The organism is Hymenobacter mellowenesis, assembly GCF_030581005.1.
GTDB lineage: Bacteria > Bacteroidota > Bacteroidia > Cytophagales > Hymenobacteraceae > Hymenobacter > Hymenobacter mellowenesis.
Genome location: NZ_JAUQSX010000005.1, coordinates 131,784 through 154,517 on the forward strand (window position 1 = coordinate 131,784; position 22,734 = coordinate 154,517).

The following is a 22,734-nucleotide window of genomic DNA, read 5'->3' on the forward strand; positions in this document are numbered from 1 at the left end:
ATGCCGAGCGCAGCGAAGCATCTTTACCGCAGTAGTAAATAATTGCCATTGAGGTAAAGATGCTTCGCTGCGCTCGGCATGACGTTCCTGAGCCATGACGCTCAAACGCGCCGTACCTTTGAAATCCGCCCCCGGGCGGATTTTTTTGTGCCGATTCCCACCAAATTCCCACCCCGCCTTTCTTATGAACGTCGAGTTCAACCGCAACGAAGACCAACTCAAGCAGCTCAGCTTCAACCTCACCCAAAAGCTCCAGAAAGTCGCCCTCGGCGGCGGCCAGAAGCGCATTGAGGCCCACAAAGCCAAAGGCAAGCTCACCGCCCGCGAGCGGATTGACTACCTGCTGGATAAGGGCGCGGCGCAGGTCGAAATTGGCGCGTTTGCCGGCGAGGGGATGTACAAAGAGGAGGGAGGCTGCCCCGGCGGCGGCGTGGTCGTCGTCATCGGCTATGTGGCCGGGCGGCAGTGCGTGGTGGTGGCTAACGACGCCACCGTAAAGGCCGGCGCCTGGTTTCCCATCACGGCCAAAAAGAACCTGCGGGCCCAGGAAATCAGCATCGAAAACAAGCTGCCCATCATCTACCTCGTCGATTCGGCCGGGGTGTACCTGCCCATGCAGGACGAGATTTTCCCTGACAAGGAGCATTTCGGCCGCATCTTCCGCAACAACGCAGTGATGAGCAGCATGGGTATCGTGCAGATTTCCGCCATTATGGGGCCCTGCGTGGCCGGCGGGGCCTATCTGCCCATCATGAGCGACGAGGCCATGATTGTAAACGGGACCGGCTCGGTGTTCCTGGCCGGCTCTTATTTGGTGAAATCTGCCATTGGCGAAAGCATCGACAACGAGGCACTAGGCGGCGCGAGCATGCACTCTGAAATCTCGGGCGTGACGGACTACAAGTTCGACACCGACGAGGAGTGCCTCACGCACATCCGCAACATTTTCGACAAGATGGGCGGGCAGGCCACGGCCGGTTTCAGCCGCGTGGCCCCGGCCAAACCCGCGCAGGACGAGCAGGAAATCTACGGCCTGCTGCCCTCGGACCGGGTGAAGCCCTACGACATGATGGACATCATCAACCGACTGGTCGATAACTCCGAATTTGAGCCCTACAAGGACCTGTACGGACAGACGCTCATCTGCGGGCTGGCGCGCATCGATGGCTGGGCGGTGGGCATCGTGGCCAATCAGCGCAAAATTGTGAAGAGTAAGAAAACCGGTATGCAGATGGGCGGCGTCATCTACTCCGACTCGGCCGATAAGGCGGCCCGCTTCATCATGAACTGCAACCAGAAGCGCATCCCGCTAGTGTTTCTGCACGATGTGTCGGGCTTCATGGTGGGCAGCCAGAGCGAGCAGGGCGGCATCATCAAGGACGGCGCCAAGATGGTGAATGCCATGTCCAACTCGGTGGTGCCCAAGTTCACGGTCATCGTGGGCAACAGCTACGGCGCCGGCAACTACGCCATGTGCGGCAAGGCCTACGACCCGCGCCTCATCGTGGCCTGGCCCACCGCCCAACTCGCCGTAATGAGCGGCGCGGCGGCCGCCAACACCCTGCTGCAAATTCAGGTGGCCAGCCTCAAAGCCAAAGGCGAAGTCATCACCCCCGAAGCCGAAAAGGAGCTGCTCGACCGCATCAAGGCCCGCTACGAGGAGCAACTCTCGCCCTACTACGCGGCGGCCCGCCTCTGGGTCGATGCCGTGATTGACCCGCTGGAAACCCGGAAGGTGATTTCGGAGGGGATTTCCGCTGCGAATCATGCGCCGATTGAGAAGGCGTACAACGTGGGGGTTATTCAGGTGTGAGTCTAGTCGGTAAAGCTTCGGTTAGCTGATACTCCAACGTCCTTTTTACAGAGCACTTCTTTTGCGGCATTGGCTCTTCTCGTTTGTTCTGCATCGGATAGACAGCAGCCAGAAGAAATATCTAGAAATTGCAAATTGGGCAGTTTGCAAAACGTTGAGTTGATTCGGCCATCCATAAGATTTTGGGTCAAGTCAAACAAGGATAAATTGGGCAACGAATCGTCAACTATTACCTCTTTGATTCCGTCCCGGCTCAGCATCAAATCTTCAATCGAAGGAGGAAGGTTTTTCAAGTGAACAGGTCCCTTGAATCTGTTGTATTCGATGGTAACCTTCCTAAGACCTTTGAATGGTCTCAAATCTGGTATCTGTTCAAAATCAGTGCTGAGAAGTGAAAACTCCATAAGATTTTTGAATTGGTAAATGGAATTTGGAAGTCGATTTAGACCTTGCCCACCTATACCGCGCCCGTCAATATTGATAGCTAGCACATGTCCGCCCCCCACGCTAACATTCAAACTCGGGGAACAACGCATTTCGGGATGCAGCCTACACAGTTGTGAGAGTTCGGATTCGAAGACTTTGAGATTGGTGAAATCATCAGGTTTTTCTGCACGAGTACAGCATGTTAATGGCATAGCGCCAACAAGCAAGCACAAGGCACTTTTCAATATGTTGGAATTATACATGCTGATTTTTGATAATACTTAAATGCTGTTCAGTAATAGCAAATATGCATATCTCCCAGCCGCCCCCAACGGCGCGGGCAAAACCACGGCCGCCTTCACGCTGCTGCCCGGCCTGCTCGGTTGCCGGTAGTTCGTGAATACCGACGAAATAGCCCGTGGCCTCTCGCCCTTTCAGCCCGAAACGGTGAGCATCCAGGCGGGCCGGCTGATGCTGGCGCGGCTACAGGAACTGCTTGCTGGTTGGATAAATTGCCGTAGCGCAACGTACTGTTTTTTAGTTATTAAACTGGTAGTATTATGACAAGATTTTTGCTGCTTGTTGCCGTACTACTCGCGTTTGGCCCTGCGCAGGGACAAGCTTTTCTCACGCAGGACTATCATTTCATCGGAAGGGGACTGGGGACGACCACGCTGCGTCAGAGCCACGATACGCTCTACTTATTTCGTGGCTATCCAGCAGGCTTTGTGGGCAAACCCTATTCCTCATCCCAGCTGAAGCGGGCGGGGCAGCATTACAAAATCATTGCTGCTTCCCGGTCCGGAAAATTTGATGTTCTGAAGGTGGAGCAGCTCGATACACTCGCGCTTACTTCGGAGCCCTATCCCGAAACAAGGTATTCGCTCGTGATTTTGAATCATGTGGACGATAATGCCGTGGGTTATTTGTCCCAGCGCTTGGGGTCGACCAAAGCCGCAATTGACACGGCTAACATGAGTGCCAATGCCTTGCGCACCGGTTTCTACTTTACATATTTCAGCTCCGCTTATATGAAAAAACTAGCAGGACTGAAAAAAATCTCAACCAAGGAGCAAGCGCAGGATGTTTTCGAAGAAATAAAGAGCGGTTCTCTTAAAGGGGTAATTGACCGTTACGAGCGCACCAAACCGCAAGATTTGTACGCCTCGGGTCTCACTTCCGAGCTCATCAATTTGGCGTGTGTCAAAAAAGGATACAGCCCAATAGGAGCGCAACAAGCAATAAATGCGCTGCTGAAGTAACGACGTGAGCCCCAGCTATGACCACCGCCGAACTGGAAGCCCGCCTGCTGGCCGAAGGCTGCAACCCCGCCAACTACGCCATCAACACCCGCAGCTACGACGGCTTCTGCCTCATGCGTCGGGGACAGCAGTGGGACGTTTTCTACTCCGAGCGGGGCTCTGACCAGCCCCCCATTTTCACCTCGCCCGATGAAGCGGTGGCCTGCCAGTATTTCTTCGACTTTGTGATGCAGATGGAGCACCGCCATCTGGTGGCCCTGCTGCGGTCGGAGCCGGCGGCGCGAGCCTTGCGGGCGCGGCTGGAATCGCAGGGCATTGCCACGTATGCCTACCGGCTGCTGTATGCTCAGGATGACTACCGGCAGGTGGTGAGCGTGGTGGGGAAAAACATTTTTCGGGTGCGGGCGCTGCTGGGCAAGCTGCCTCTGGAAGATGGCGATGTGGGCCGCCCAAGCTTCGGAAAGTGGCTGCGCAAACTCTTTACCTGAGCGGGAGCCGCGCTGGCCGGTAGTATTCCGCTCGGCGTTCGGGGGGCACCGAATTAAGCCGCCCCAATTTCCTCCGCCACGCGCTCAAAAAACGGCATGCGGTGCAGCGCCGTAAACTCCTTGATGTGGCTGCGCAGCCGGGTTTCTTCGGCCGCGTCGGTGCCGGCGGCGAAGTGCAACTCCACCAGCCAGATGTGTACCTGGAAATAATCGAGCAGCCAGCTGTTGGTTTCCAGGTTGAAGAGCAGGTGCAGGTGCGGGGCGCGGGCGCTGATGAGCCCGGTGCGCAGCTCGGCCACGGCCTGGAAGGCGCGCATCAACTGGTCGAAAACGTTGGTTTCGAGCCAGGCCAAGTCGGGAAACTCGCGGTTGGTGAAGGCCAGCCAATCGAGCAGCGCTGGAAACTGGCCGGTAAGGAAAAGCGCCTCGGCCACAAAAAAGTGGTAGCCGGCCGGAAACAGGTTGTAGAACGCCGGTAGCGGCGCCTGGGGCACCACCGTGCGCGGCACAGTGGCGGCTTCCTGGCGTATCTGGGTCAGAAGCTCGGCCGGCACCACGCCGTTGGGCGCTTCGTGCCAGGCCGTCACGATTTCGGCAAACGCCCGCCGGCCCCGGGGGAAAGCGTGCACCTCGGGCGGCACGGGCAACGCCCGCACTACCGCTAGCCGCTGGCGCCAGGCGGGCTCGTCCTGAGCCAGAAATTCGGCCAGAAACAGCGCAGCATGGCCGAAAAGCTGCGCTTCCGGCGTGTGCTTGTGCTGAAGGTAGGTGGCCAGGACTTCGCCAAACGCGCCGGTGAGGTGGGCCAAGTCCACGAACGATTCAACGTAGAACTCCTGGCCTGCCGGGTGGGTGGCCAGCTGCAGGGCCAGCGGCGCAGCCGGGCCCCCGGGCTGGGCCGGCCGCGTGATGCGGCCCAGAAAATACCCCAGTAATAGGCGCTCGGGGTAGGCCAGCTGCTCCATGGCCAGCAGCTCGGGGATGTCGGTGGTGGCGTTTTGGGGGGCAGCGCTTTGCTGCAGGGCCATGCCCGAAACCGACTGGCCGAAGGCCGCAAAATCGGCGTGGCCGGCGTAGCGGGCCAGGGTGTCGAGAGTGTGCAAGTGGTAGCCGCCGTCTTTGTCGACCAAGCCGAAGAAGCGGCGCAGGGTGCTGGGGCTCAGGCGCCGGCCGGCGGTAGCGGCATTCTGCTGCAGCTCCAGTTCGAGGGCATCGCAGTGGCTGGGGTAGCGCAGCGGCTGGCCAAAACGGGCCGCCACGGCCTCACGTAGCGCGGCTTGCAAGGGGAGGGGAAGGCGAGGCACGGCAAGGATGGTAGATTCAACGCAAAGAAAAAGAAATTTTTGACCTTCGCATCGTCCTACGCGGCCTTTGGATATTTGAAGTTTCGTTAGCAGCCAGATATTTTATTTATGCAAACTAAGTATTGCGAACATGGCCATATTTTGCTGGGCGATACCTGTAGCCACTGCGCCCGACGCCACCGCCTAGCCATTGCAGTCCGAAGAGCCAAAGCCACCGCTGGCACCGGCCCCAACGGCACCCTGACGGAACTACGCGCCCTGAAAAGGATGCTGGAGCAAGCCCTCATCACGGAAGTGGAGTATGATGAGCGGCGCAACTTCATTCTGGCCAGCTTTTAGGGATTAGCAGTACCCCTTAGAACAGGCATGCTGCGCGCAGCCGAAGCAGCTCTACCGCGTAAGTAATCTAACTTATTCGACGAAGCGGTAGAGCTGCTTCGGCTACGCTCAGCATCACGTTTTAAGTATCATCTGAATTATTTTCCAGTCAAAAAAGCCCTTCCTGTTACTGGTAAGGGCTTTTTCATGTCCATCTAAAATAAAATTTGCGCAGATGTAAAACTGTCTCTTATGTTTGTGGTGTACTAGATAATTAGTACACTAAAACAACAAGCACATGGTGCGCATCCGAAACCTCGATTTTGGGTACTCCCGGCGGGTCCCGCTCTTCCAAAACCTCAGCCTCTCGCTCGACCGGGGACACATTTACGGACTGTTGGGTAAGAACGGGGCGGGCAAAACCACCCTGCTCAAGAACATTGTGGGGCTGGCCTTCCCCTGGGCCGGCACCTGCCTGATTGACGAGCAGCCGGCTGCCGCCCGCCGGCCCGAAGTGCTGGAAGACCTGTTTTTCCTGCCCGAGGAAGTGTATGCGCCGGCTCTCACGGCCGAGCAATTTGTGGCGCACACGGCCGGCTTCTACCCGCGCTTCAACGCCGAGCAGCTATATGAATACCTGCAGGAGCTGGAGGTGCCGCGCGGCGCCAAGCTCAACAAGTTTTCGCACGGCCAGCAGAAGAAATTCATGATTGCCTTCGCGCTGGCCGCCAACACCGGCCTGCTGGTGCTCGACGAGCCCACCAACGGCTTGGACATCCCCAGCAAGGTGCAGTTTCGCAAAATTCTGGCCTCGGCCCTGAGCGAGGAGCGCTGCATGGTGATTTCGACCCACCAGGTGCGCGACCTCGAAAGCCTGATTGACACCGTGGTGGTGGTGCACAACCGCGAAATCGTGCTCAATGAGGAAATCGACCAGTTGGCCGAACGGCTCACCTTCGCCACGGGCCAGGAGGCCGAAGCGCCGGGCGCGTTTCACACCGGCATGTCGGTGCGCGGGCCGGTGGCCATCCGGCCCAACGAGACCGGCGCCTACAGCCGCGTCGATTTGGAACTGCTCTTCAACGCCCTCACCAGCGCCGATGCAGCGCCCTTCTATGCCTATCTCAACCAGCCCAGCCATGCGTCCGTCCAGTAACCAAACCTTCAGCTTTCCGCGTTTTGCGCGCCTCTTTGGCCGGCACACGGCCGAGCACCTGCCCGCCTACCTCCTGACGGCGGCCGTGGGCCTGGGCCTCATGTTTGTGGTCATGGGCTTCCTCACCTACCTGCAAAAAAGCGCGCCCAGCGTCATGGCGCAGGGCATTTTCTTCATGCTGTTTGTGCTGGGCGGTGGGGTGGTATTTGCCAGCACAGTGTTTGCGCAGTTTGGCGAGCGACGGCGGGCCTCGGTGGCGCTGCTGTTGCCGGCCTCGCACTTCGAGAAATGGCTGGTGGCCTGGCTCTACTCGCTGCCGATTTTTCTGCTGGCGTTCACGCCGCTGTTTTACTTGGCCGATGCGGCGGTGGTGTACGCCGGGGTCGGGCCGGGGCAAACGCCCGAGGTGGTGAACATTTTCGCCGCTTCGGCTCGCCAGGAAATAGGAGGTGTGCTCTGGTTCCTGACGCTGCTGAACGGCGTGGGGCTGTGGGGCGCCATCTATTTTGAGAAAGCGCACTTTATCAAAACCGCGTTTGCTGTGCTACTGCTCATGGGCGTGTTATCGACTCTCAACCATCAGGTCCTCAAATTAATAGTGGGCAAAGCCGACATGCGGGTGGCGCCCCCGTTCACGGCCGTGGTGTTCTCGGAGGGGCAGCAGTTTTTCCGCATTGGCCTGCCCGACGACCAGATGAACTGGCTGGCCTGGGTGCCCTTGCTGCTGGCCGGGCTGCTGTGGCTGGCCTCGTACTTCCGGGTGACGGAAAAGCAGCTTTAATCCTTCTCAATTCTTATGGAATTCCGCGATAACGAAGCCATTTACCTGCAGATAGCCGGGTACGTGAGCGAAAAAATCCTGCGCCAGCAGTGGCCGCCCGACGACAAAATCCCGTCCGTCCGCGACTTGGCCAGTGAGCTGCAAGTGAACCCCAATACGGTGATGCGGACCTACGAATACCTGCAAAACCAGGGCGTGGTGTACAACAAGCGCGGCATCGGCTTCTTCGTGGCGCCCGATGCCGGCGCCAACGTGAAGCAGATGCGCCGGGCCCGCTTCCTGGAGCAGGAGCTGCCGGAGGTGTTCAAAACCATTTTTCTGCTCGACATCAGCCTCGAAGAGCTGGAGCAGCGCTACACCGAGTTCAAAGCCGCGCAAACGGCCCCTCTTCCCATTTCCACCGTAACTTCTAACGGACAATGAAAACCAGTAATAAATGGCTGCTGGCGGCGCTGCTGCTGCTGCTGGGCTCCCTCACGGCCTACAACATGGGCCTGCGCGCCGAGTACCTCAAAGGCACCTACAAAGACCCCACCCACAACACCGTGGCCTTGAACTTCAAGGATTTCTCGGAAATCGACTTGCAGGCCGCCAACATTGTGGGCCTGAAAGTGGTGGCCGGCCCCTACAGCGTGCGCCTGAATAAGGACGCCGAAAAGTACGTGAAGGTGACCCAGCAAGGCCAGCGCCTGACCATTGCGCTGGTTTTCCCCGAAGACCGCCAGTCGCTGAATAGTCGCCAGAACCTGACCATCAGCCTGCCCCAACTCGCCAAGCTCACCGCCACCGGCACGTACCTGATGAACGGCAAACCCGTGACTGGAAAGTACCACACCGGCGTTTCCCTGCGCATCGAGGGCTTCCGCCAGGACAGCCTGAACGTGCAGCAGGACCACGGCACCCAGGTAGAGCTGGCCCGCAACCAACTGGGCTTCCTGCGGGCCGAGGCCGGCCACAGCCCCGGCAGCCACCCGGTATTGCGCATCGAAAACACAAACCGCATAGCCGCCGCCTATCTGAACGTGCAGAATGAAGGCCAACTGCTGCTCGACGCCGGCGGCATCGCCAACCTGCGCACCCAGTTCGGCGACAGCGCCCGGGCCACCCTCACGGGCGCCGGGCTGCACAACCTGGGCCAGCGCTAAGAACTACGCTTTTCTCATCTTTTTCTGCAACAGACGGGCCGGCTGCGGGCGAATCGACGGATTCGCTGGCGGCCGGCTTTTTTGATTTCTTATTCAGTTGCAATGAGTGCCTGCGTTTGCCTCAATGTACCAGTAGCTTTGTGCCTAGAACGAGTGGCCATGCTTTTGCCGCTGTACCATCGGGATGAATAAAACGGCCACCGGCGCACTATTACTGGCTTTTTCAGCGGCCGCAAGCTTCCGCGCCCACGCCCAAACGCCCCTCAACCCCGTGCAACCCTGGGGCAGCTGGGTCATTCTAACCGCCCAGCTCCCCGGCAGTGCCGAGCACCGCTGGGGCGGCTACGTGGAGCTGCAGGGCCGCTCCAATGCCCTGGCCCGGCAATTTTTCTACTATGAAATAAAGGGCGGCGCCAGCTTCGACATCGACCCCAACTTCACCGTGCTGGTGGGCGGCGGCCGCTACTCTACCTCCGACTATCGGGCGCTGGAAGATGGCCCGCTCAACACCGAAAAGCGCCTCTGGGAACAGCTCGTGCTCACCCAGTATTCCAAGCGCCTCAAGCTGGAACACCGCTACCGCATCGAGCAGCGCTGGTTCAATTTCCGCGACGACAGCTCCGCGTTTCGCCAGCGCATCCGCTACCGTCTCAATGGTTTTTTTCCGCTCAACAAGAAAACCATTACCACCGGCACGCTCTTCCTCTCGGCCTACGACGAGATTTTTCTCAACCCGCGCGGCCCGGTGTTCGAGCGCAACCGCGTGTATGGCGGCGTGGGCTACCAGTTCACCAAGCACCTCATTGTGCAGCTGGGCTACGTGAATCAGGCCAACTACAATTACGCCATCCGGCAGGACCAGTTTGTACTGCAAAACACGGCGGCCAAAAACAACATCGTGCTGGCGCTCACCTACAAGTTCTCGCACCGCGCTGTGCCGCCGGGCCAGGAACGCCTGCCCTCGCAGCAGGACTAGGCCGGCAGTACGAGGCACGGACGGCCTGGCTGCTACCTTCGTAGCTGGTTTTACAGGCCTTGCTCACGCCGATGAAAGAAGAAGATTTCCAGCAGATTGTTCAGCAATATATCTGCCCGCTGCTGGCGGGCTCGGTGATGACGCCCGAGCTACAGCACGACGAGCACCAACACGCCCACGAGCTGGCCGCCCTCACCGGCCACGGGCAGACGATGCACATCAGCGAAACCAAAAAGGCCCGCTGCAAAGTCGAGATAAAGCGCAACCAGAAGTTCACGGGCGACGACGTGAAGCTCGTGAAAGCCATTGTGGCCCAGATTGTAGAGAATTTCGACAAGACGGCGTCGCCGTATCAGGAGCGGGTGATTGGCTACGCCATTGAGGTGGGCATCTGCCACTTTCTGTCGGAGCACAACGGCGACCTGCTGGTCAACATTCTGGATTCGTTCGACAGCTGGTCGGCGCGGACGTACGAAGGCCGCAAGCCCACGTTCACCATTGTGGTGGATTTGAACAACCCGAAAAAGGTGACGCAAAGCCACCCGTTGATTACGGATTTTCTGGACCATGATTTCTTCGCCCCGCTCTCCAACGGCGTCGACAGCGGCGTGCTGGTATCGGCGCAGGGCGCCCTGCTGGAGTACGTCGATTTTACGATAAACAGCGCCGACGCCAACACCTTCGCGCCCGCCCGCTTCATCTCGGTGGCCAATTGCGCCGACGATAATAAGCTCTGCCTCACACTAACCAACAACGGCGAGGTACTCATTTTCAAAGACCAGAAGCTGTTCTTCTCGAAGCGCAACGGCGAGTGGAACTACTACAACGACGACTCCACCCTGAAAACCATGCCCGGCGCCTCCATTGAGGTGAAAAAGGCCATGTACGAAACCATCCTCGACGTGTCGTTTGCCCGCACGGGCGGCTGCCTGGTGGCCATTCCGTACGCCAACAATAAGGGCCTCATCCACGACGACGGCAACAGCGACGACAGCGTGGTGAAGCGCGCCGACATCCTGGAAAACCCCACTTCCATGAAAAGCCGCGTCGTGAGCCGGCTGATTCAGGGCCGCAAATTCCAAGAGCTGAGCCGCGCCATGCGCAAAGAACTGGTAGGCATCGACGGGGCCACCATCATCCAGTACCAGGGCGAGATTCTGGCGGTGGGGGCCATCGTGAAAATCAGCGGCGGCAGCGTGGGCGGCGGCCGGCTGGCCGCCACGCGCACGCTGGCCCCGTTCGGCACGGCCATCAAAATCTCAGCCGATGGCATGGTAGAAGCCTTCAAAGGCAACGCCGACGGCGAGTGCGAGGCCGTGTTTAAGCTGTAGGGGGCGGGGAAGGAGGTGAGGAGGGAAGCGGCGGAGTAAGAAAGCACGTCATGCTGAGCGCAGTCGAAGCATCTCTACCGCATAACTAATCCTTCCAATTGGGTTTACTATTGCGGTAGAGATGCTTCGACTCCGCTCAGCATGACGTGCTTTTTGGCGTTTCGCCCAGCCGCCCGCCCTACTTATCCGCCTCGCGGAACGTGTAGTACACGCCCACCGTGAACAGATTGCCGAGCGTGTTGGCGTTGAGGCCGAAGTCGGTGGTGGTGGTTTTGTAGTTAATGTCATCCCGCTTCGAGGTGGAGCGCTGGAAGCCCAGCGTGCCAAACGAGCCCACCACGGTCCAGCGCGTGTTCAGGCCGTAGGCAAAGCCGGCGTTGAGGTTGGCGCCCAGGTCCAGAGTGGTGTACTTGGTGGTGCTGTTGAAAGGGCCGCCGCTTTCCTCGGTGCTGTTGCCGGGCAACACCGACACGTTCAGGCCCAGGAAGGGGCGGAAATTGCCTTCGCCGAAAAAGTAGCGGCCGTACACGGTGCCCCCGAAGCGGTTGGTGCGCGAGATGGCGGTACTGTTCGGCGAGATGGGCGTTTCCTGCCGCGAGCCGCTGACGGTGACACCCACGCCGAGCTGCAGCTGGTTGGTGAGGAAGGTGCCGATTTCAGGCGAAAAGCTGTAGTTGCTGGCTTTTCGGATAGTGCTGGAGCCGCCGGTGCCGTCCACTTCGGTGTTGGAAGTATTGAAACCGACTTGCCCGCCGATGTAGAGCGAGCCCTGCTGGGCCTGGGCCGTGAGAGCGCCCAAAACGAGCGCCGCAGTGAAGAAGTGTTTCATTTGGAAAGTTATTGTTTGAGTGGAAAAGAGATTTCAGTAAGCACCGTACTGTGTATGCTGGTGGCGCGTTGTCAGCCGGTGGCCCGGAACGGCGAAAACCCGGTCAAAGCGTCGTTTCGCCATCCGAAGCCGCTGGAATAACAGGCGAGTAAAAGCAGAAAAAAACTGCCGGCCCTGGCGTTTTCCCGTACAACCCAGACGCTAACCTGTGAAACCATGCCCAAAAAATCCGTAGCTGAAATCATTGTTGATACCCTCGTAGCCGCCGGCGTCAAGCGCGTCTTCGGCGTAGTGGGCGACTCCCTCAACGGCATCACCGACAACATTCGCACCCGCGATGACATCGAATTCGTTGCCGTGCGGCACGAGGAAGGCGGGGCCTTCGCCGCCGGCGCCGAAGCCCACCTCACCGGCGACCTGGCCGTGTGCGCCGGCTCCTGCGGCCCCGGCAACACCCACCTCATCAACGGCCTCTACGACTGCCACCGCAGCCGCGTGCCGGTGCTGGCCCTTGCCGCCCAGATTCCCAACGTGGAAATCGGGACCGGCTACTTCCAGGAAACCCACCCCGAGCGGCTGTTCCGCGAGTGCAGCCACTACTGCGAGCTGATTTCGGTGCCCGAGCAGGCCGTGCGCACCATCGAGAGCGCCGTGGCCGCCGCCCTGGGCCAGCGCGGCGTGGCCGTGGTGGTGCTGCCCGGCGACGTGGCGTATCTGGAAACGGAAGCGCCCGAAGTGCGGCTGCCCACCCACGGCCGCCGCAGCGCGTTGCGTCCCTCCGAAGCTGATATCAGGCAAGCCGCCGCGCTGCTGAACGCGGGCGAAAAGGTGACCATTCTGGCCGGCATCGGCTGCGCCGGGGCACTGGATGAGCTAGTGCACACCGCCGCCGCGCTACAGGCTCCTGTAGTGCACGCCCTGCGCGGCAAGGAGCACGTGGAGCCCGGCAACCCCTACGACGTGGGCCTGACCGGCCTGCTGGGCATGCCCGCCGCTTACCACGCCCTCATGGACGCCGACACCATCCTGATGCTGGGCACCGACTTCCCCTACCGCCAGTTTTACCCCGAAAAGGCCCGCGTGGTGCAGGTCGATATCCGGCCCGAAAACATCGGCCGGCGCACGCGCGTCGAAATCGGCCTGGCCGGCGACGTGGCCGACACCCTGCGCCAGCTGCTGCCCCACCTCACCTTGCGCACCGACCGCGCCCACCTCGAAGAAGCCCAGCAGCGCCACCGCGACGACGACGCCCACCTCGCCGAGCTGGCCACCGGCGAGGCCGGCGATACCAGCCTGCACCCCCAGCACGTGGCCCGCCTGCTGGACGAAATAGCCGCTGAAAACGCCATTTTCACCTGCGACGTGGGCACGCCCACCATCTGGGCCGCCCGTTACCTGCATATGAACGGCCAACGCCGGCTCCTCGGCTCGTTCGTGCACGGCAGCATGGCCAATGCCGTGTCGCAGGCCTACGGTGCAGCCCTGGTGGAGCCCGGCCGGCAGGTCATCGCCATGTGCGGCGATGGCGGCCTGGCCATGCTGCTGAGCGAGCTGCTAACCATTCGCCAGCACAAAATTCCGGTCAAAATCATCGTCTTCAACAACTCCGCGCTCAGCTTCGTGGAGCTGGAAATGAAGGCCGCCGGCATCATCGAATACGGCACCGAGCTGGACAACCCCGACTTCGGCGCGCTGGCCACGGCCGCTGGCCTCAAAGGCTTCCGCGTGAGCGACCCGGCCAATCTGGAAAGTGTGCTCCGCGAAGCCCTGGCCCACGACGGCCCCACCTTGGTCGATGCCGTGGTGAAGCGGCAGGAGCTGAGCATGCCGCCCACCATCGAAGTGAAGCAGGCGGCGGGATTTGGCCTGTATGCGCTGAAAGCGCTGATGAATGGGAAAGGTAGCGAGCTGCTGGAAGTGGCCAAGACGAACCTGTTTCGGTAGACTGTAGCGTGGACTCTGCGAGTCCGCGCACGAGCGCAGCGAGTTCTATTTTGCGCTGCTAGCAGGCATCAATTGAACTCGCCATGCTCGTGCGCGGACTCACAGAGTCCACGCTACATCGTTGTATGAAACCCAAAAGGCCCTTTTGAGTGTTAAATTCGGCCCCGCAACCCTAGTGGTGGCCGTTTCGCATCCAATGACCAACAAAGAAATAAAAGCCCTCATCTCGCTGCTCGACGACCCGGAAATCGCGCCCCAGATTCAGGACAAAATCCAGAACCTGGGCGAGAGCATCATTCCGTTTTTGGAAGAAAGCTGGGAAGAAACCCTCGACGGCCAGCAGCAGCAGCGGCTCGAAGACCTGATTCACCACCTGCAGTTTGAGGGCCTGCAGCAGCGCTTGAAAGTGTGGCGCGAAGCCGGCGCCACCGACCTGCTCGAAGGCATGTGGCTGCTCAATACCTACCAATACCCCGACGCCGACTACCAGGCCCTGAACCGCGCCATCGAGCAGCTCCGCTTCGAGGCCTGGACGGCCCTGCGCCCCGAAATGCACCCCGCCGACCAGGTGCAAACCCTGAACTACGTGATGTTCCGCACCCACAAGTTCGCGGCCAACACCCAGCATTTCCACTCGCCGGCCAACTCCATGCTGCAGCGCGTGATTGAAACCAAGCGCGGCAATCCGCTCACGCTCTGCGTGATTTACCTGCTGGTGGCCCAGCGCCTCAAGCTGCCGGTGTTCGGCGTGAACCTGCCCAACCTCTTCGTGCTCACCTTCCGCCCCGAAATCAAGGGCGCCGAGCCGTTCTACATCAACTGCTACAACCGTGGCCTCGTGCTCTCCCGCACCGACATCGAGCACTACGTGTCGCAGCTCAACATCTCCTCCAACCCGATGTTCTACGAGCCCTGCTCCAACCTCGACATCGTGCGCCGCGCCCTGCGCAACCTGCAAATGAGCTTCGAAAAGCTGCAGGAACCGATGAAAGCGGCGGAAGTAGCTGTGCTGCTGAGCATCCTGGAGTAAGCAAGGCGATAAAACCAGAACGTCATGCTGAGCGCAGCCGAAGCATCTCGCGTGTGGTAGTAATCCAAACGTCAGGATTTACTATTGCACGCGAGATGCTTCGGCTGCGCTCAGCATGACGTTCTTTTTTCGTCGTTCTACTACCGCTTAATTAAGCAGCCGGCGGCGCGCTTGTCTTCCACGCCGGCGGAGCGGCCGGCCAGCACGTTATCCAGCACTTGCTTGAGGTAATATTGCTGCACGCTGCCGGCTACCTGCGGGTTGTCGTCGATGGCGCCGCGGTAGCGCACGGCGAAACCGCCGGATGTCGGCTGCAGCACCACGGCTTCGGCGGTTTTGCTTACGCCGAGCAGGCCGGCCACCTGCTGGCTGGCATCGGTGAGAGTGGGCAGCTCCACTTCGCCGGGGGCAGCGGTGCCGGGCGCGTCGAGGTTGATGGGCACGTTAATGAACAGGAACTGCACGCCCCGGCTCCGGTAGCTGCTGCTGAGCGAGGCCAGCCGCTCCTGGTAGAGGCGCGAAAAGGCACAGGCGGGGTTCAGGAAGACCACCACCACGGCCTTGTCGCTGGCGTAGCTTTTCAGGCTGACGTCGGCGTTGGCAGCGGTTTTGAGGGTGAAATCGGTGACGGTGCCACCGCCCTGGGCGCGGGCTGCGCCCACAGCCAGCGTGAGGGCCAGTAGCGCAACGGCGGCGACGATGGAAATGCGGCGGAATGACATGGCGAAGGGTTTATGAATCAAATGTAAGCGCCGACGGCTACGCGTGCGGTTCGTGGCAATACGTAAGCACGTAGCCCGGCGCTGGTTGAGAATAGCAAATGCAGTGCCGCGTCTGCAACCCGTTCAGTACCAACGTAGCCGGGATTTCGCCGGATTCGCGGGGCTCAAATTCGCCGAGCAAAAGCTGGGTCTTGAAAATGATGCCGCGCTGCGCCGACAGCTTGTAAAGTGTCTCTTTGGCACTCCACAAGAGGCTGTAGTGAGTGCTGGCATCATTTAAACCGGCTTGGCTGGCAGCTTGAGCCGCCGCCCACTCATCAGCGGCCAGAAACTTGCTGGCCAGCCGGTGGGCTTTGTCGCGAATTTCCTCCACATCCACCCCCGCCCGGCCATCCTGCGCCAAAATGGCGGCCACCCAGGTGCCCGAGTGCGACAGCGAAACCGTCGGGCCGGGCCCGGCCCCGGCCAGCCAGGGGCGGCCCGTGTTGTCGTTTTGAACCAGAATTTCGGCGGCAAGGTCCGGTAGGGTTTCGCTCAGCAGCCGGTGCAGCAGCACCCGGCCGCCCAGCCACTGGGCCTGGCGCCGGGCATCGGTCTTGGCGGGCAGCAGCGCTTGGTAGGCTTCCGGCTGGGGCAGCAGCGGCCACAGCTCGGCGGGTGTTTCGGTGAGGTGCCAGAGGCCCAGCACGGCGGTAGGGGAGAGGTGCTGCAGGGAGTAGAGGGGCATAATTGAAGCAGTCGTCGAAAACAAAGAACGTCATGCTGAGCGGAGCCGAAGCGTCTCTGCCGCGTAAGTAATCAATACTGCCACAACGAAGCGGGGGAGATGCTTCGACTCTGCTCAGCATGACGTTTGAGTTCACTCTATGCCTATCCAAGTGGCCCGAAGCTACCTTTGCCGCTCCGCTATGTCTGAAATCTTCCGCCCGCCCGTTACCAAGATAGCCACCCTGGCCGGCCACCGCGACGCGGTGTACGCCCTCACCGGCGGCACGGGCAGCACCGTCTACTCGGGCAGCGCCGATGGCATGGTGGTGGGCTGGGACACCGCCGACCCCGCCCGCGACGGCGAGCTGCTGGCCCGCGTCGAGAACTCGGTGTACGCCCTGCGCCACCTGCCGGAGCTGAATCTGCTGGTGCTGGGGCACAATTTCCAAGGCATTCAGGCCATCGATTTGGCCGAGCGTAAGCTGGCCCACGCCACGGCCCTGCCGCCGGTGGCCATCTTCGAAATCGTGTTTTCGGCCAGCCGGCAGCGGCTCTACGTGGCCATGGGCGACGGCACGCTGGCCGTGCTGGCTTTGCCCGATTTTCGGCTGGAGAAGCTTCTGCGTCTCGCCGACAAAAGCCTGCGCTGCCTGGCCCTGCACGAGGGCCGCGCCGAACTGGCCGTGGGCAGCTCCGATACCTTCACCCGAATTCTGGACCTGGACTCGCTGGAAACCAAATACACGCTGGGCGAAAGCACGAATTCGGTGTTTTCCGTAGCGTACTCGCCCGATGGCGCGCGCCTGCTCACGGCCGGCCGCGATGCCCAGATTCGGAACTGGGACGTGGCCGCTGGCTACGCGCTGAGTGGCACCGTGCCGGCCCACATGTACACCATCAACCACTTGGCTTTTAGCCCCAGCGGGCAGTACGTGGCCTCGTGCAGCCTCGACAAAAGCATTAAATTGTGGGACGCGGCCACGCTCACGCTGCTGCGCGTGCTCGACAGGGCGCGCTCGGCCGGGCACGGCACGTCAGTGAACCGGCTGGTTTGGCCGGGCGCCGAAAACCGGCTAGTTTCGTGTAGCGACGACCGCAGCCTGGCCGTATGGCAATTGGGAATGAAGAATGAGGAATGAAGAATGAGGAATTTATCCAATTCATGTGGATTCATTCATTCTTCTCCTTGGGCTAATTCTTCATTCCTCATTCTTCATTCCTCATTGAAATCATGAAAATCACCGCCCTCGATATCCGCCAGAAAACGTTTGAAAAATCCTTTCGCGGGGTTGATAAAGACGAGGTGCAGGCCTTCCTGAACACGATTTCGCAGCAGTGGGAGCGGATGGGCGACGAAACCCGCGAGCTGCGCCTCAAGCTTGAGCACGCCCAGCAGGATGTGCAGAAGATGCGCGAGGTGGAAAGCAGCCTCTACCGCACCCTCAAAACGGCCGAAGATACCGGCAACAACATCACCGAGCAGGCCCAGCGCGACGCCGACCTGCGCATCCGCGAAGCCCAGTTTCAGGCCGAGACCATCCTCAACGACGCCCGCCAGCGCGCCCGCGAAGTGGTGGACAGCGCCTACCAGCAGGCCGAAAAAACCGTGGCCGACATGCAGCGCGAGGTATCGGGCCTGGGCCAGGAGTGCCAGCGCCTCGAGCAGCAGCTCGACGGCCTCGTGCGCGACCTGCATCACCTGGCTTCCGATGCTCTCGACAAGGTAGAAAAAGCGCGCAACCGGCCCAAAGGTGGCACGGCAGCCATCCTTTCCCGCGCCGCCCGCGTACAGGTAGAGCGGCCGAAAGAAGCGGCCGCCGAACCCACATCTGAGCCCCCTTCCGCCATGCAGGTTACTTCCAGTTCCGCCGTTTCGCCCGCCGCGGCCGTGGCCGCCGCTACGCCCACCTCGTTCCACCAGTCGGCCCGCGCCCGCTCGGAAGAGCAGCTGGAGCGCGCCATCGAAACCACCGGCTACAACCCCAAGCCCGGCCAGCAGCCCGACCCCGGCGCGCCCGCCGAAGCTCCGCGCCCTGAGATTGAACGCCCCGGCGCACCCGCCGAAAACCCCGGTATCTCACCCGCGCCCCACATCGACCCGCCCGCGCCCTCGCAGGTGCCCGAGCCCAACCCGCCCTACGTGCAGCCCGCCGCGCCCGACATTCAGCCCGTAACGCCCAACCACCCCGAAATCAACCAGCCTTCGCCCGTGACTCACCCCGGCCAGCCCGGCATGGCTGCTAAGGCACCCGAGCCGGCCGTAGCGGTGGCGGAGAAGTCGTTTTTTGACGAAATCTAGACCACGGATTCGCGCGGATTTTTCGGATTTCGCGGATTTTGTATCGAATTCAACTGGGAAGCCTGTCTGAGAAGACGGGCTTTCTTTTTTGTGGTTGACCTTTGCGGGGCGCTGTGGCGAGAGTAATAGGCAGCATGTGTTGCCTCATTGGCTCGTTATGCAGCGCGCAGTGAAGCATCTTTACCGTGCAGTGCAGCCCATTCGTTAAGGTTAAGATTACTGGTGGCGGGCAAGATGCTTCGCTGCGCGCTGCATAACGGGCTATTACTCTGCCAACCCGCTAATCCAAAAAACCACCAATCCACAAATCCACCACTCACCGCATGGGCCAAATCGCACTCGAAGGCATGGAGTTTTTTGCTTTCCACGGCTACTATGATGAAGAGCAGAAAATCGGCAACAAGTACGGCGTCGACCTCTACATCGGCACCAATCTGCTGGCCGCCGGCGCTTCGGATAAGCTGCAACAAACGGTAAACTATGAGGTGCTATACCGCTTGGTGGCGGAGGAAATGCTGGCGCCCGCGCGGCTGTTGGAGCACGTGGCCCACCGCGTGCTCGACCGCATCATGGCCGAACTGCCGCACGTGCGCAAGGTGAAAATCAACGTGAGCAAATTTAATCCGCCACTGGGCGGCATCTGCCACCGCGCCCGTGTGACGCTGGTGAAGCGTCGGAAGCAGCAGTAGGGCGCAAATGAGGTAGAGACGCATATTTGCGCCTACCGCTGAACGATGCCCGGCAAACATATTCCGGGCTGTTGGCCACGATGGCTGCGATAGTACCGCGTCCTTCGTTGGCTCCGCGTGGGAATACTCGACGCTATGAATAAAAATTATTCGTCTTTAAATCAATTGATTAACAGCAATTGAGTTGATTATACGAATAAATTCGTAGATGTCTCTTGCAACTACGAATATGTTCGTATCATCTTTGCTTTATCCTACGAAATAGTTCGTAGTAACCTCACGTTTCCATATCATGAGTAAAGCACCGCCCCCCAAACCTACGGATTCCGAACTGGAAATCCTGCACGTGCTCTGGCAGCATGGGCCCGCCACGGTGCGGGCCATCAACGACCATCTGAGCCAGCGCCGCCAGGCGGAGGTGGGCTACACCACCACGCTCAAGATATGCCAGCTGATGCTGGAGAAGGGCTTGGTGCGGCGCGACGATGCTGACCGTAGCCACGTGTACCGGGCCGCGGTGCGCGAGCAGGAAACCCAGGGCCTGCTCCTCGACAAGTTCGTGGACGCCACCTTCGGCGGCTCGGCCCTGAAGCTGGTGATGCAGGCTTTGGGCAGCCGCCAGACCTCGGCCGACGAGCTGGCCCAAATTCGCCGCCTGCTGAACGACATTGAAATTCAGAATTCCACTCCTAATTCCGACGACGATGACCGCGCTTGAGAATTTCGTTTCGCCCGCCCTGACGCGGGCTTTGGGCTGGACGCTGCTGCACTCGCTGTGGCAGGGCGCCCTGGTGGCAGCCGTATTGGCAGGCGCGCTGCTGCTGCTGCGCCGCCAGCGCGCCGAGGTGCGCTACGTGGCTTCGGCCGGGGCGCTGGGCGTGGTGGTGGCGCTGGCCGGCATCACGTTTGGGCTTTATTTTAATTCTGATGCTGAGCAGAATGAAAAGCTGCTGCCTGCTGCTGTGAAAGTTTCGCAACTGGATTCGCGGCGGGCTGAATCCTCCGCTAAACATGCTGCGACAGATGCTACTGTGACTGTGGCATCGGAGGCGAGAAACTCAAAAGCAACAGTAGCCAACGCTGCGCTGCCACTTACTGTGGTCGCTCCGCAACGAGGCACTTCGGCCAACTGGCTGGTGGCCGGGCTGCGCTATTTTGACAAGCACATGCCGCTGCTGGTGGTAGGCTGGCTGCTGGGCCTGCTGGCCATGAGCCTGCGCATGCTGGGCGGCCTGCTGTATGTGCAGCGCCTGAAGCGCTACCGGGTGCGGGCCGTGAGTGCAGCGTGGCAGGAGCGGCTGGCGGCCCTTTCGGCCCGCGGCGGCCTGCGTCGGCCGGTAGAGCTACTGGAATCTGCGCTGGTGCAGGTGCCGCTGGTGGTGGGCCACGTGCGGCCTGTGATACTGCTGCCGCTGGGCGCGGTGGCGGGGCTATCGGTGGCGCATCTGGAAGCCATTCTGGCCCACGAGCTGGCCCACGTGCTGCGCCGCGACTATCTCGTGAACCTGCTGCAAACGGTGGCCGAAGTCCTGTTTTTCTACCATCCGGCGGTGTGGTTTATGGCCCGCTGTGTGCGCACCGAGCGCGAAAACTGCTGCGACGACACCGCCACGTCCCTGTGCGGCGGCGATGCCCTGCGCCTGGCCCGCGCCCTCACGGCCCTGGCCGAATGGAGCCAGAGCGCCGTGGTGCCCACTGCGCCGCGCCTGGCGCTGGCCGCCATGGGCAGCCGCGGCGCCTTGCTGAACCGCGTGCGCCGCCTGGTGCAGCGCCGGCCGGCGGCGCCAACCCTGGCCGAGGGCTTCATGGCCGGGGCGCTGGTGTTGGGCGGATTGGGCCTGCTGGGCGGTAGCGCGGTGCTGGCGGGGCCGCTGGCCCAGCAAGCTACCCCGGCCAAGCCAGAAGCTATTGACTGGCAAACCGGCCTGGCCACCCCCAAAGCCGCCGGTGCGCCCGACACCACGAAAACTATAACCAGTACCGCAAACACTACAACTAATTCTGCCTCTGGGGTGGTTGGCGCTGCCGAAGCGCGCCGCGAAACCATCGTGACGCGGCAGGAGGCCGGACCCGACCAGGACCGGCCGCGCCCCCGGCGGCGCGACCGCCGCGCCAGCCGCAACGGGCAACTCATTGCCCCGGTGCCTTTTGCTGGAAATCCCGGCACGGTCGTCATTACCAAAGACAAGAAAGGCCGCGTGACCGACCTCGTGGTGAATGGCCAGCGCGTGGAAACCGAAATCGGTAAGAGCAAGCTCAAAATCAAAGCGAAAAAGGGCCGCGACGACGATGGCCAACTGGTGCAGATTATTCAGGTGCCCGCGGCGCCCGAGGCCCGGGCTTTTGTGTACCGGAGCGATGCCGACGGGCAGCAACGGCTATTTGAACGCCGCGCCGGGCAAAGCCAGTCCTTTGAATACCAGTTGCAGCCCTCGCGCAACCGGCAGTTTCAGTCGCTGACCTTCAATGGCAGCCGGGGGTTCAGTGCCAACCGGGGATTTCAGCGGGTGGAAGTGGCCCCGAGCGGCTCGGTGAACCGTGGCTTCTGGCTGCAGTCCGGCACAGCCTCCGGCCTGCGGCAGGATACTGACGGCCAGCGCGAAGCTCTGCGCAGCGCCGAGCGCGCCCTGCAGGAGGCCAGCACGACCAAAAACCTGAGCCCCACCCAGCGCCAGCGCATCAGCGAAAGCCTGGAAAAAGTACGGGCCCAACTCAAGCAGCCCGACAATGCGACGGCCTTCCGCCAGCTGCGCCTGAACGGCGAGCAGCCGGCCGAGTTGCAACTGCGGCAGCAGGAGCGCATCCGGGAGTCGCGCGAGGAGCAGATGCAAAACAACGTCATCGAGGAAGTGCAGAGCGTGGTCATCGAACGAGCCGAGCGCGACCGGGCCCGTGCCGAGCGTGACCGTCGCCACGCCGAGCGCGACCGGGCCCACGCCGAACGTCGCCGCCAGCAGGACGACGCCTTGGTAGCCCAGCTGCTCAAAGACGGCCTCATCACCGACAAAGGCAATTTCCAGTTCAAGCTCACCGCCACCAGCCTCACGGTGAACGGCAAAACGCAGCCCGAAGCGGTGTTTCAGAAATACCGGCAGCTGCATGAGCGCAGCACCGGCCGCAAGCTGACCGGCAACAATGCCGTGGTGATGACCCGCAACAGCGACAGCAGCACGAGCACCAGCGAAAACGACGCCCCGGCCCCGCCCCGGCCGCCGCGCGCTCCCCGAGCCCCGCGTGCGCCCCAGGCGCCCGGTGCAATGATGGCTCCGCCGGCTCCCATGTCGCCCCCGCCGCCGCCGGCCCCGCCTCGTATTGATTCGGAAGATTTGCGGAGTGAGCTGCGCAAAGACGGCCTCATCGGCGCCGACGACAAGAGCTTTCAGTTCCAACTGAATTCCTCGGGAATGACAGTGAATGGCAAAACCCAATCGGCAGAAATGGCAGCGAAGTACCGCAAGCTGCTGGGCCACGAAAAAGGCACTTACAACATGATGTTTTCCAACGATTAAGCGT

Annotated in this window: 22 protein-coding genes; 17 read left to right on the forward strand and 5 right to left on the reverse strand. The window is 61.0% G+C overall.

Annotation, left to right across the window (positions count from 1 at the left end; translation table 11 throughout):
* The first annotated feature begins 184 nt into the window (after nucleotides 1-184).
* Nucleotides 185-1,813 carry an acyl-CoA carboxylase subunit beta gene (locus Q5H92_RS11250; protein WP_305011622.1) on the forward strand — a complete coding sequence of 543 codons (1,629 nt, stop codon included), beginning with the start codon at nucleotides 185-187 and terminating at the stop codon, nucleotides 1,811-1,813.
* A 2-nt stretch (nucleotides 1,814-1,815) separates the two neighbouring features.
* Here the strand turns inward: Q5H92_RS11250 and Q5H92_RS11255 are convergent, their stop codons facing one another.
* Nucleotides 1,816-2,502 carry a leucine-rich repeat domain-containing protein gene (locus Q5H92_RS11255; protein WP_305011623.1) on the reverse strand — a complete coding sequence of 229 codons (687 nt, stop codon included), beginning with the start codon at nucleotides 2,500-2,502 and terminating at the stop codon, nucleotides 1,816-1,818.
* Nucleotides 2,503-2,799: 297 nt separating this feature from the next.
* Between Q5H92_RS11255 and Q5H92_RS11260 the strand changes: the two genes are divergently transcribed.
* Nucleotides 2,800-3,501, forward strand: coding sequence for a hypothetical protein (locus Q5H92_RS11260; RefSeq protein ID WP_305011624.1), 702 nt, complete (start codon nucleotides 2,800-2,802; stop codon nucleotides 3,499-3,501).
* Nucleotides 3,502-3,518: 17 nt separating this feature from the next.
* Complete coding sequence (locus tag Q5H92_RS11265; RefSeq protein WP_305011625.1) at nucleotides 3,519-3,989, forward strand: hypothetical protein; 471 nt, start codon at nucleotides 3,519-3,521, stop codon at nucleotides 3,987-3,989.
* Nucleotides 3,990-4,042: 53 nt separating this feature from the next.
* On the opposite strand, the gene Q5H92_RS11270 is transcribed toward Q5H92_RS11265, so the two are convergent.
* Entirely contained in the window at nucleotides 4,043-5,293 is a 1,251-nt protein-coding gene (locus Q5H92_RS11270) for a hypothetical protein (protein ID WP_305011626.1), read from the reverse strand.
* 108 nt (nucleotides 5,294-5,401) lie between these two features.
* Between Q5H92_RS11270 and Q5H92_RS11275 the strand changes: the two genes are divergently transcribed.
* The 7 genes from Q5H92_RS11275 to Q5H92_RS11305 all read left to right on the forward strand — a co-directional run bounded on the left by Q5H92_RS11275 (nucleotide 5,402) and on the right by Q5H92_RS11305 (nucleotide 11,000).
* Nucleotides 5,402-5,632 carry a hypothetical protein gene (locus Q5H92_RS11275; protein WP_305011627.1) on the forward strand — a complete coding sequence of 77 codons (231 nt, stop codon included), beginning with the start codon at nucleotides 5,402-5,404 and terminating at the stop codon, nucleotides 5,630-5,632.
* Nucleotides 5,633-5,909: 277 nt separating this feature from the next.
* Entirely contained in the window at nucleotides 5,910-6,767 is an 858-nt protein-coding gene (locus tag Q5H92_RS11280) for an ABC transporter ATP-binding protein (RefSeq protein ID WP_305011628.1), read from the forward strand.
* A complete protein-coding gene (locus Q5H92_RS11285) occupies nucleotides 6,751-7,548 on the forward strand; it encodes a hypothetical protein (RefSeq protein WP_305011629.1) in 798 nt (265 codons plus the stop codon). Before Q5H92_RS11280 ends, Q5H92_RS11285 begins: the two co-directional genes overlap by 17 nt.
* 15 nt (nucleotides 7,549-7,563) lie before the next feature.
* A complete protein-coding gene (locus Q5H92_RS11290; RefSeq protein WP_305011630.1) occupies nucleotides 7,564-7,971 on the forward strand; it encodes a GntR family transcriptional regulator in 408 nt (135 codons plus the stop codon).
* Nucleotides 7,968-8,693: a hypothetical protein gene (locus Q5H92_RS11295; RefSeq protein ID WP_305011631.1), complete on the forward strand. Its 726-nt coding sequence runs from the start codon at nucleotides 7,968-7,970 to the stop codon at nucleotides 8,691-8,693. Before Q5H92_RS11290 ends, Q5H92_RS11295 begins: the two co-directional genes overlap by 4 nt.
* A 184-nt stretch (nucleotides 8,694-8,877) precedes the next feature.
* Nucleotides 8,878-9,669 carry a DUF2490 domain-containing protein gene (locus Q5H92_RS11300; RefSeq protein WP_305011632.1) on the forward strand — a complete coding sequence of 264 codons (792 nt, stop codon included), beginning with the start codon at nucleotides 8,878-8,880 and terminating at the stop codon, nucleotides 9,667-9,669.
* 71 nt (nucleotides 9,670-9,740) lie between these two features.
* Nucleotides 9,741-11,000: a hypothetical protein gene (locus Q5H92_RS11305; RefSeq protein ID WP_305011633.1), complete on the forward strand. Its 1,260-nt coding sequence runs from the start codon at nucleotides 9,741-9,743 to the stop codon at nucleotides 10,998-11,000.
* A gap of 178 nt (nucleotides 11,001-11,178) precedes the next feature.
* Here the strand turns inward: Q5H92_RS11305 and Q5H92_RS11310 are convergent, their stop codons facing one another.
* Nucleotides 11,179-11,829: an outer membrane beta-barrel protein gene (locus Q5H92_RS11310; protein WP_305011634.1), complete on the reverse strand. Its 651-nt coding sequence runs from the start codon at nucleotides 11,827-11,829 to the stop codon at nucleotides 11,179-11,181.
* A gap of 216 nt (nucleotides 11,830-12,045) precedes the next feature.
* Here Q5H92_RS11310 and poxB point away from each other — a divergent pair, with 216 nt between their 5' ends.
* Both poxB and Q5H92_RS11320 read left to right on the forward strand, forming a co-directional pair.
* Nucleotides 12,046-13,773, forward strand: a complete 1,728-nt coding sequence (gene poxB / locus Q5H92_RS11315; RefSeq protein WP_305011635.1) for a ubiquinone-dependent pyruvate dehydrogenase — start codon at nucleotides 12,046-12,048, stop codon at nucleotides 13,771-13,773.
* A gap of 196 nt (nucleotides 13,774-13,969) precedes the next feature.
* Entirely contained in the window at nucleotides 13,970-14,803 is an 834-nt protein-coding gene (locus Q5H92_RS11320) for a transglutaminase-like domain-containing protein (RefSeq protein WP_305011636.1), read from the forward strand.
* Nucleotides 14,804-14,943: 140 nt separating this feature from the next.
* On the opposite strand, the gene Q5H92_RS11325 is transcribed toward Q5H92_RS11320, so the two are convergent.
* Both Q5H92_RS11325 and Q5H92_RS11330 read right to left on the reverse strand, forming a co-directional pair.
* Entirely contained in the window at nucleotides 14,944-15,525 is a 582-nt protein-coding gene (locus Q5H92_RS11325; RefSeq protein WP_305011637.1) for a redoxin domain-containing protein, read from the reverse strand.
* Nucleotides 15,526-15,562: 37 nt separating this feature from the next.
* Nucleotides 15,563-16,252 (reverse strand): 4'-phosphopantetheinyl transferase family protein, encoded by a 690-nt coding sequence (locus Q5H92_RS11330; RefSeq protein ID WP_305011638.1) that lies wholly within the window; start codon nucleotides 16,250-16,252, stop codon nucleotides 15,563-15,565.
* A gap of 181 nt (nucleotides 16,253-16,433) precedes the next feature.
* Between Q5H92_RS11330 and Q5H92_RS11335 the strand changes: the two genes are divergently transcribed.
* From Q5H92_RS11335 to Q5H92_RS11355, 5 genes are all read left to right on the forward strand, one after another.
* Nucleotides 16,434-17,372: a WD40 repeat domain-containing protein gene (locus Q5H92_RS11335; protein WP_305011639.1), complete on the forward strand. Its 939-nt coding sequence runs from the start codon at nucleotides 16,434-16,436 to the stop codon at nucleotides 17,370-17,372.
* 92 nt (nucleotides 17,373-17,464) lie between these two features.
* Nucleotides 17,465-18,532, forward strand: coding sequence for a DivIVA domain-containing protein (locus Q5H92_RS11340; protein WP_305011640.1), 1,068 nt, complete (start codon nucleotides 17,465-17,467; stop codon nucleotides 18,530-18,532).
* A 323-nt stretch (nucleotides 18,533-18,855) separates the two neighbouring features.
* Nucleotides 18,856-19,221, forward strand: a complete 366-nt coding sequence (folB, locus tag Q5H92_RS11345) for a dihydroneopterin aldolase (protein ID WP_305011641.1) — start codon at nucleotides 18,856-18,858, stop codon at nucleotides 19,219-19,221.
* Nucleotides 19,222-19,513: 292 nt separating this feature from the next.
* On the forward strand, nucleotides 19,514-19,939 hold the full coding sequence (locus Q5H92_RS11350; protein WP_305011642.1) for a BlaI/MecI/CopY family transcriptional regulator: 426 nt from the start codon (nucleotides 19,514-19,516) through the stop codon (nucleotides 19,937-19,939).
* On the forward strand, nucleotides 19,926-22,730 hold the full coding sequence (locus tag Q5H92_RS11355; RefSeq protein ID WP_305011643.1) for a M56 family metallopeptidase: 2,805 nt from the start codon (nucleotides 19,926-19,928) through the stop codon (nucleotides 22,728-22,730). The genes Q5H92_RS11350 and Q5H92_RS11355 overlap by 14 nt, the downstream gene beginning before the upstream one ends.
* Nucleotides 22,731-22,734: the final 4 nt, after the last annotated feature.

Excerpts from the sequence above, each read along its gene's own strand:
- Q5H92_RS11250 (WP_305011622.1), top strand. The coding sequence starts at position 185 with ATGAACGTCGAGTTCAACCGCAACGAAGACCAACTCAAGCAGCTCAGC.
- Q5H92_RS11255 (WP_305011623.1), bottom strand. The coding sequence starts at position 2,502 with ATGTATAATTCCAACATATTGAAAAGTGCCTTGTGCTTGCTTGTTGGC.
- Q5H92_RS11260 (WP_305011624.1), top strand. The coding sequence starts at position 2,800 with ATGACAAGATTTTTGCTGCTTGTTGCCGTACTACTCGCGTTTGGCCCT.
- Q5H92_RS11265 (WP_305011625.1), top strand. The coding sequence starts at position 3,519 with ATGACCACCGCCGAACTGGAAGCCCGCCTGCTGGCCGAAGGCTGCAAC.
- Q5H92_RS11275 (WP_305011627.1), top strand. The coding sequence starts at position 5,402 with ATGCAAACTAAGTATTGCGAACATGGCCATATTTTGCTGGGCGATACC.
- Q5H92_RS11280 (WP_305011628.1), top strand. The coding sequence starts at position 5,910 with ATGGTGCGCATCCGAAACCTCGATTTTGGGTACTCCCGGCGGGTCCCG.
- Q5H92_RS11285 (WP_305011629.1), top strand. The coding sequence starts at position 6,751 with ATGCGTCCGTCCAGTAACCAAACCTTCAGCTTTCCGCGTTTTGCGCGC.
- Q5H92_RS11290 (WP_305011630.1), top strand. The coding sequence starts at position 7,564 with ATGGAATTCCGCGATAACGAAGCCATTTACCTGCAGATAGCCGGGTAC.
- Q5H92_RS11295 (WP_305011631.1), top strand. The coding sequence starts at position 7,968 with ATGAAAACCAGTAATAAATGGCTGCTGGCGGCGCTGCTGCTGCTGCTG.
- Q5H92_RS11300 (WP_305011632.1), top strand. The coding sequence starts at position 8,878 with ATGAATAAAACGGCCACCGGCGCACTATTACTGGCTTTTTCAGCGGCC.
- Q5H92_RS11305 (WP_305011633.1), top strand. The coding sequence starts at position 9,741 with ATGAAAGAAGAAGATTTCCAGCAGATTGTTCAGCAATATATCTGCCCG.
- Q5H92_RS11310 (WP_305011634.1), bottom strand. The coding sequence starts at position 11,829 with ATGAAACACTTCTTCACTGCGGCGCTCGTTTTGGGCGCTCTCACGGCC.
- poxB (WP_305011635.1), top strand. The coding sequence starts at position 12,046 with ATGCCCAAAAAATCCGTAGCTGAAATCATTGTTGATACCCTCGTAGCC.
- Q5H92_RS11320 (WP_305011636.1), top strand. The coding sequence starts at position 13,970 with ATGACCAACAAAGAAATAAAAGCCCTCATCTCGCTGCTCGACGACCCG.
- Q5H92_RS11325 (WP_305011637.1), bottom strand. The coding sequence starts at position 15,525 with ATGTCATTCCGCCGCATTTCCATCGTCGCCGCCGTTGCGCTACTGGCC.
- Q5H92_RS11330 (WP_305011638.1), bottom strand. The coding sequence starts at position 16,252 with ATGCCCCTCTACTCCCTGCAGCACCTCTCCCCTACCGCCGTGCTGGGC.
- Q5H92_RS11335 (WP_305011639.1), top strand. The coding sequence starts at position 16,434 with ATGTCTGAAATCTTCCGCCCGCCCGTTACCAAGATAGCCACCCTGGCC.
- Q5H92_RS11340 (WP_305011640.1), top strand. The coding sequence starts at position 17,465 with ATGAAAATCACCGCCCTCGATATCCGCCAGAAAACGTTTGAAAAATCC.
- folB (WP_305011641.1), top strand. The coding sequence starts at position 18,856 with ATGGGCCAAATCGCACTCGAAGGCATGGAGTTTTTTGCTTTCCACGGC.
- Q5H92_RS11350 (WP_305011642.1), top strand. The coding sequence starts at position 19,514 with ATGAGTAAAGCACCGCCCCCCAAACCTACGGATTCCGAACTGGAAATC.
- Q5H92_RS11355 (WP_305011643.1), top strand. The coding sequence starts at position 19,926 with ATGACCGCGCTTGAGAATTTCGTTTCGCCCGCCCTGACGCGGGCTTTG.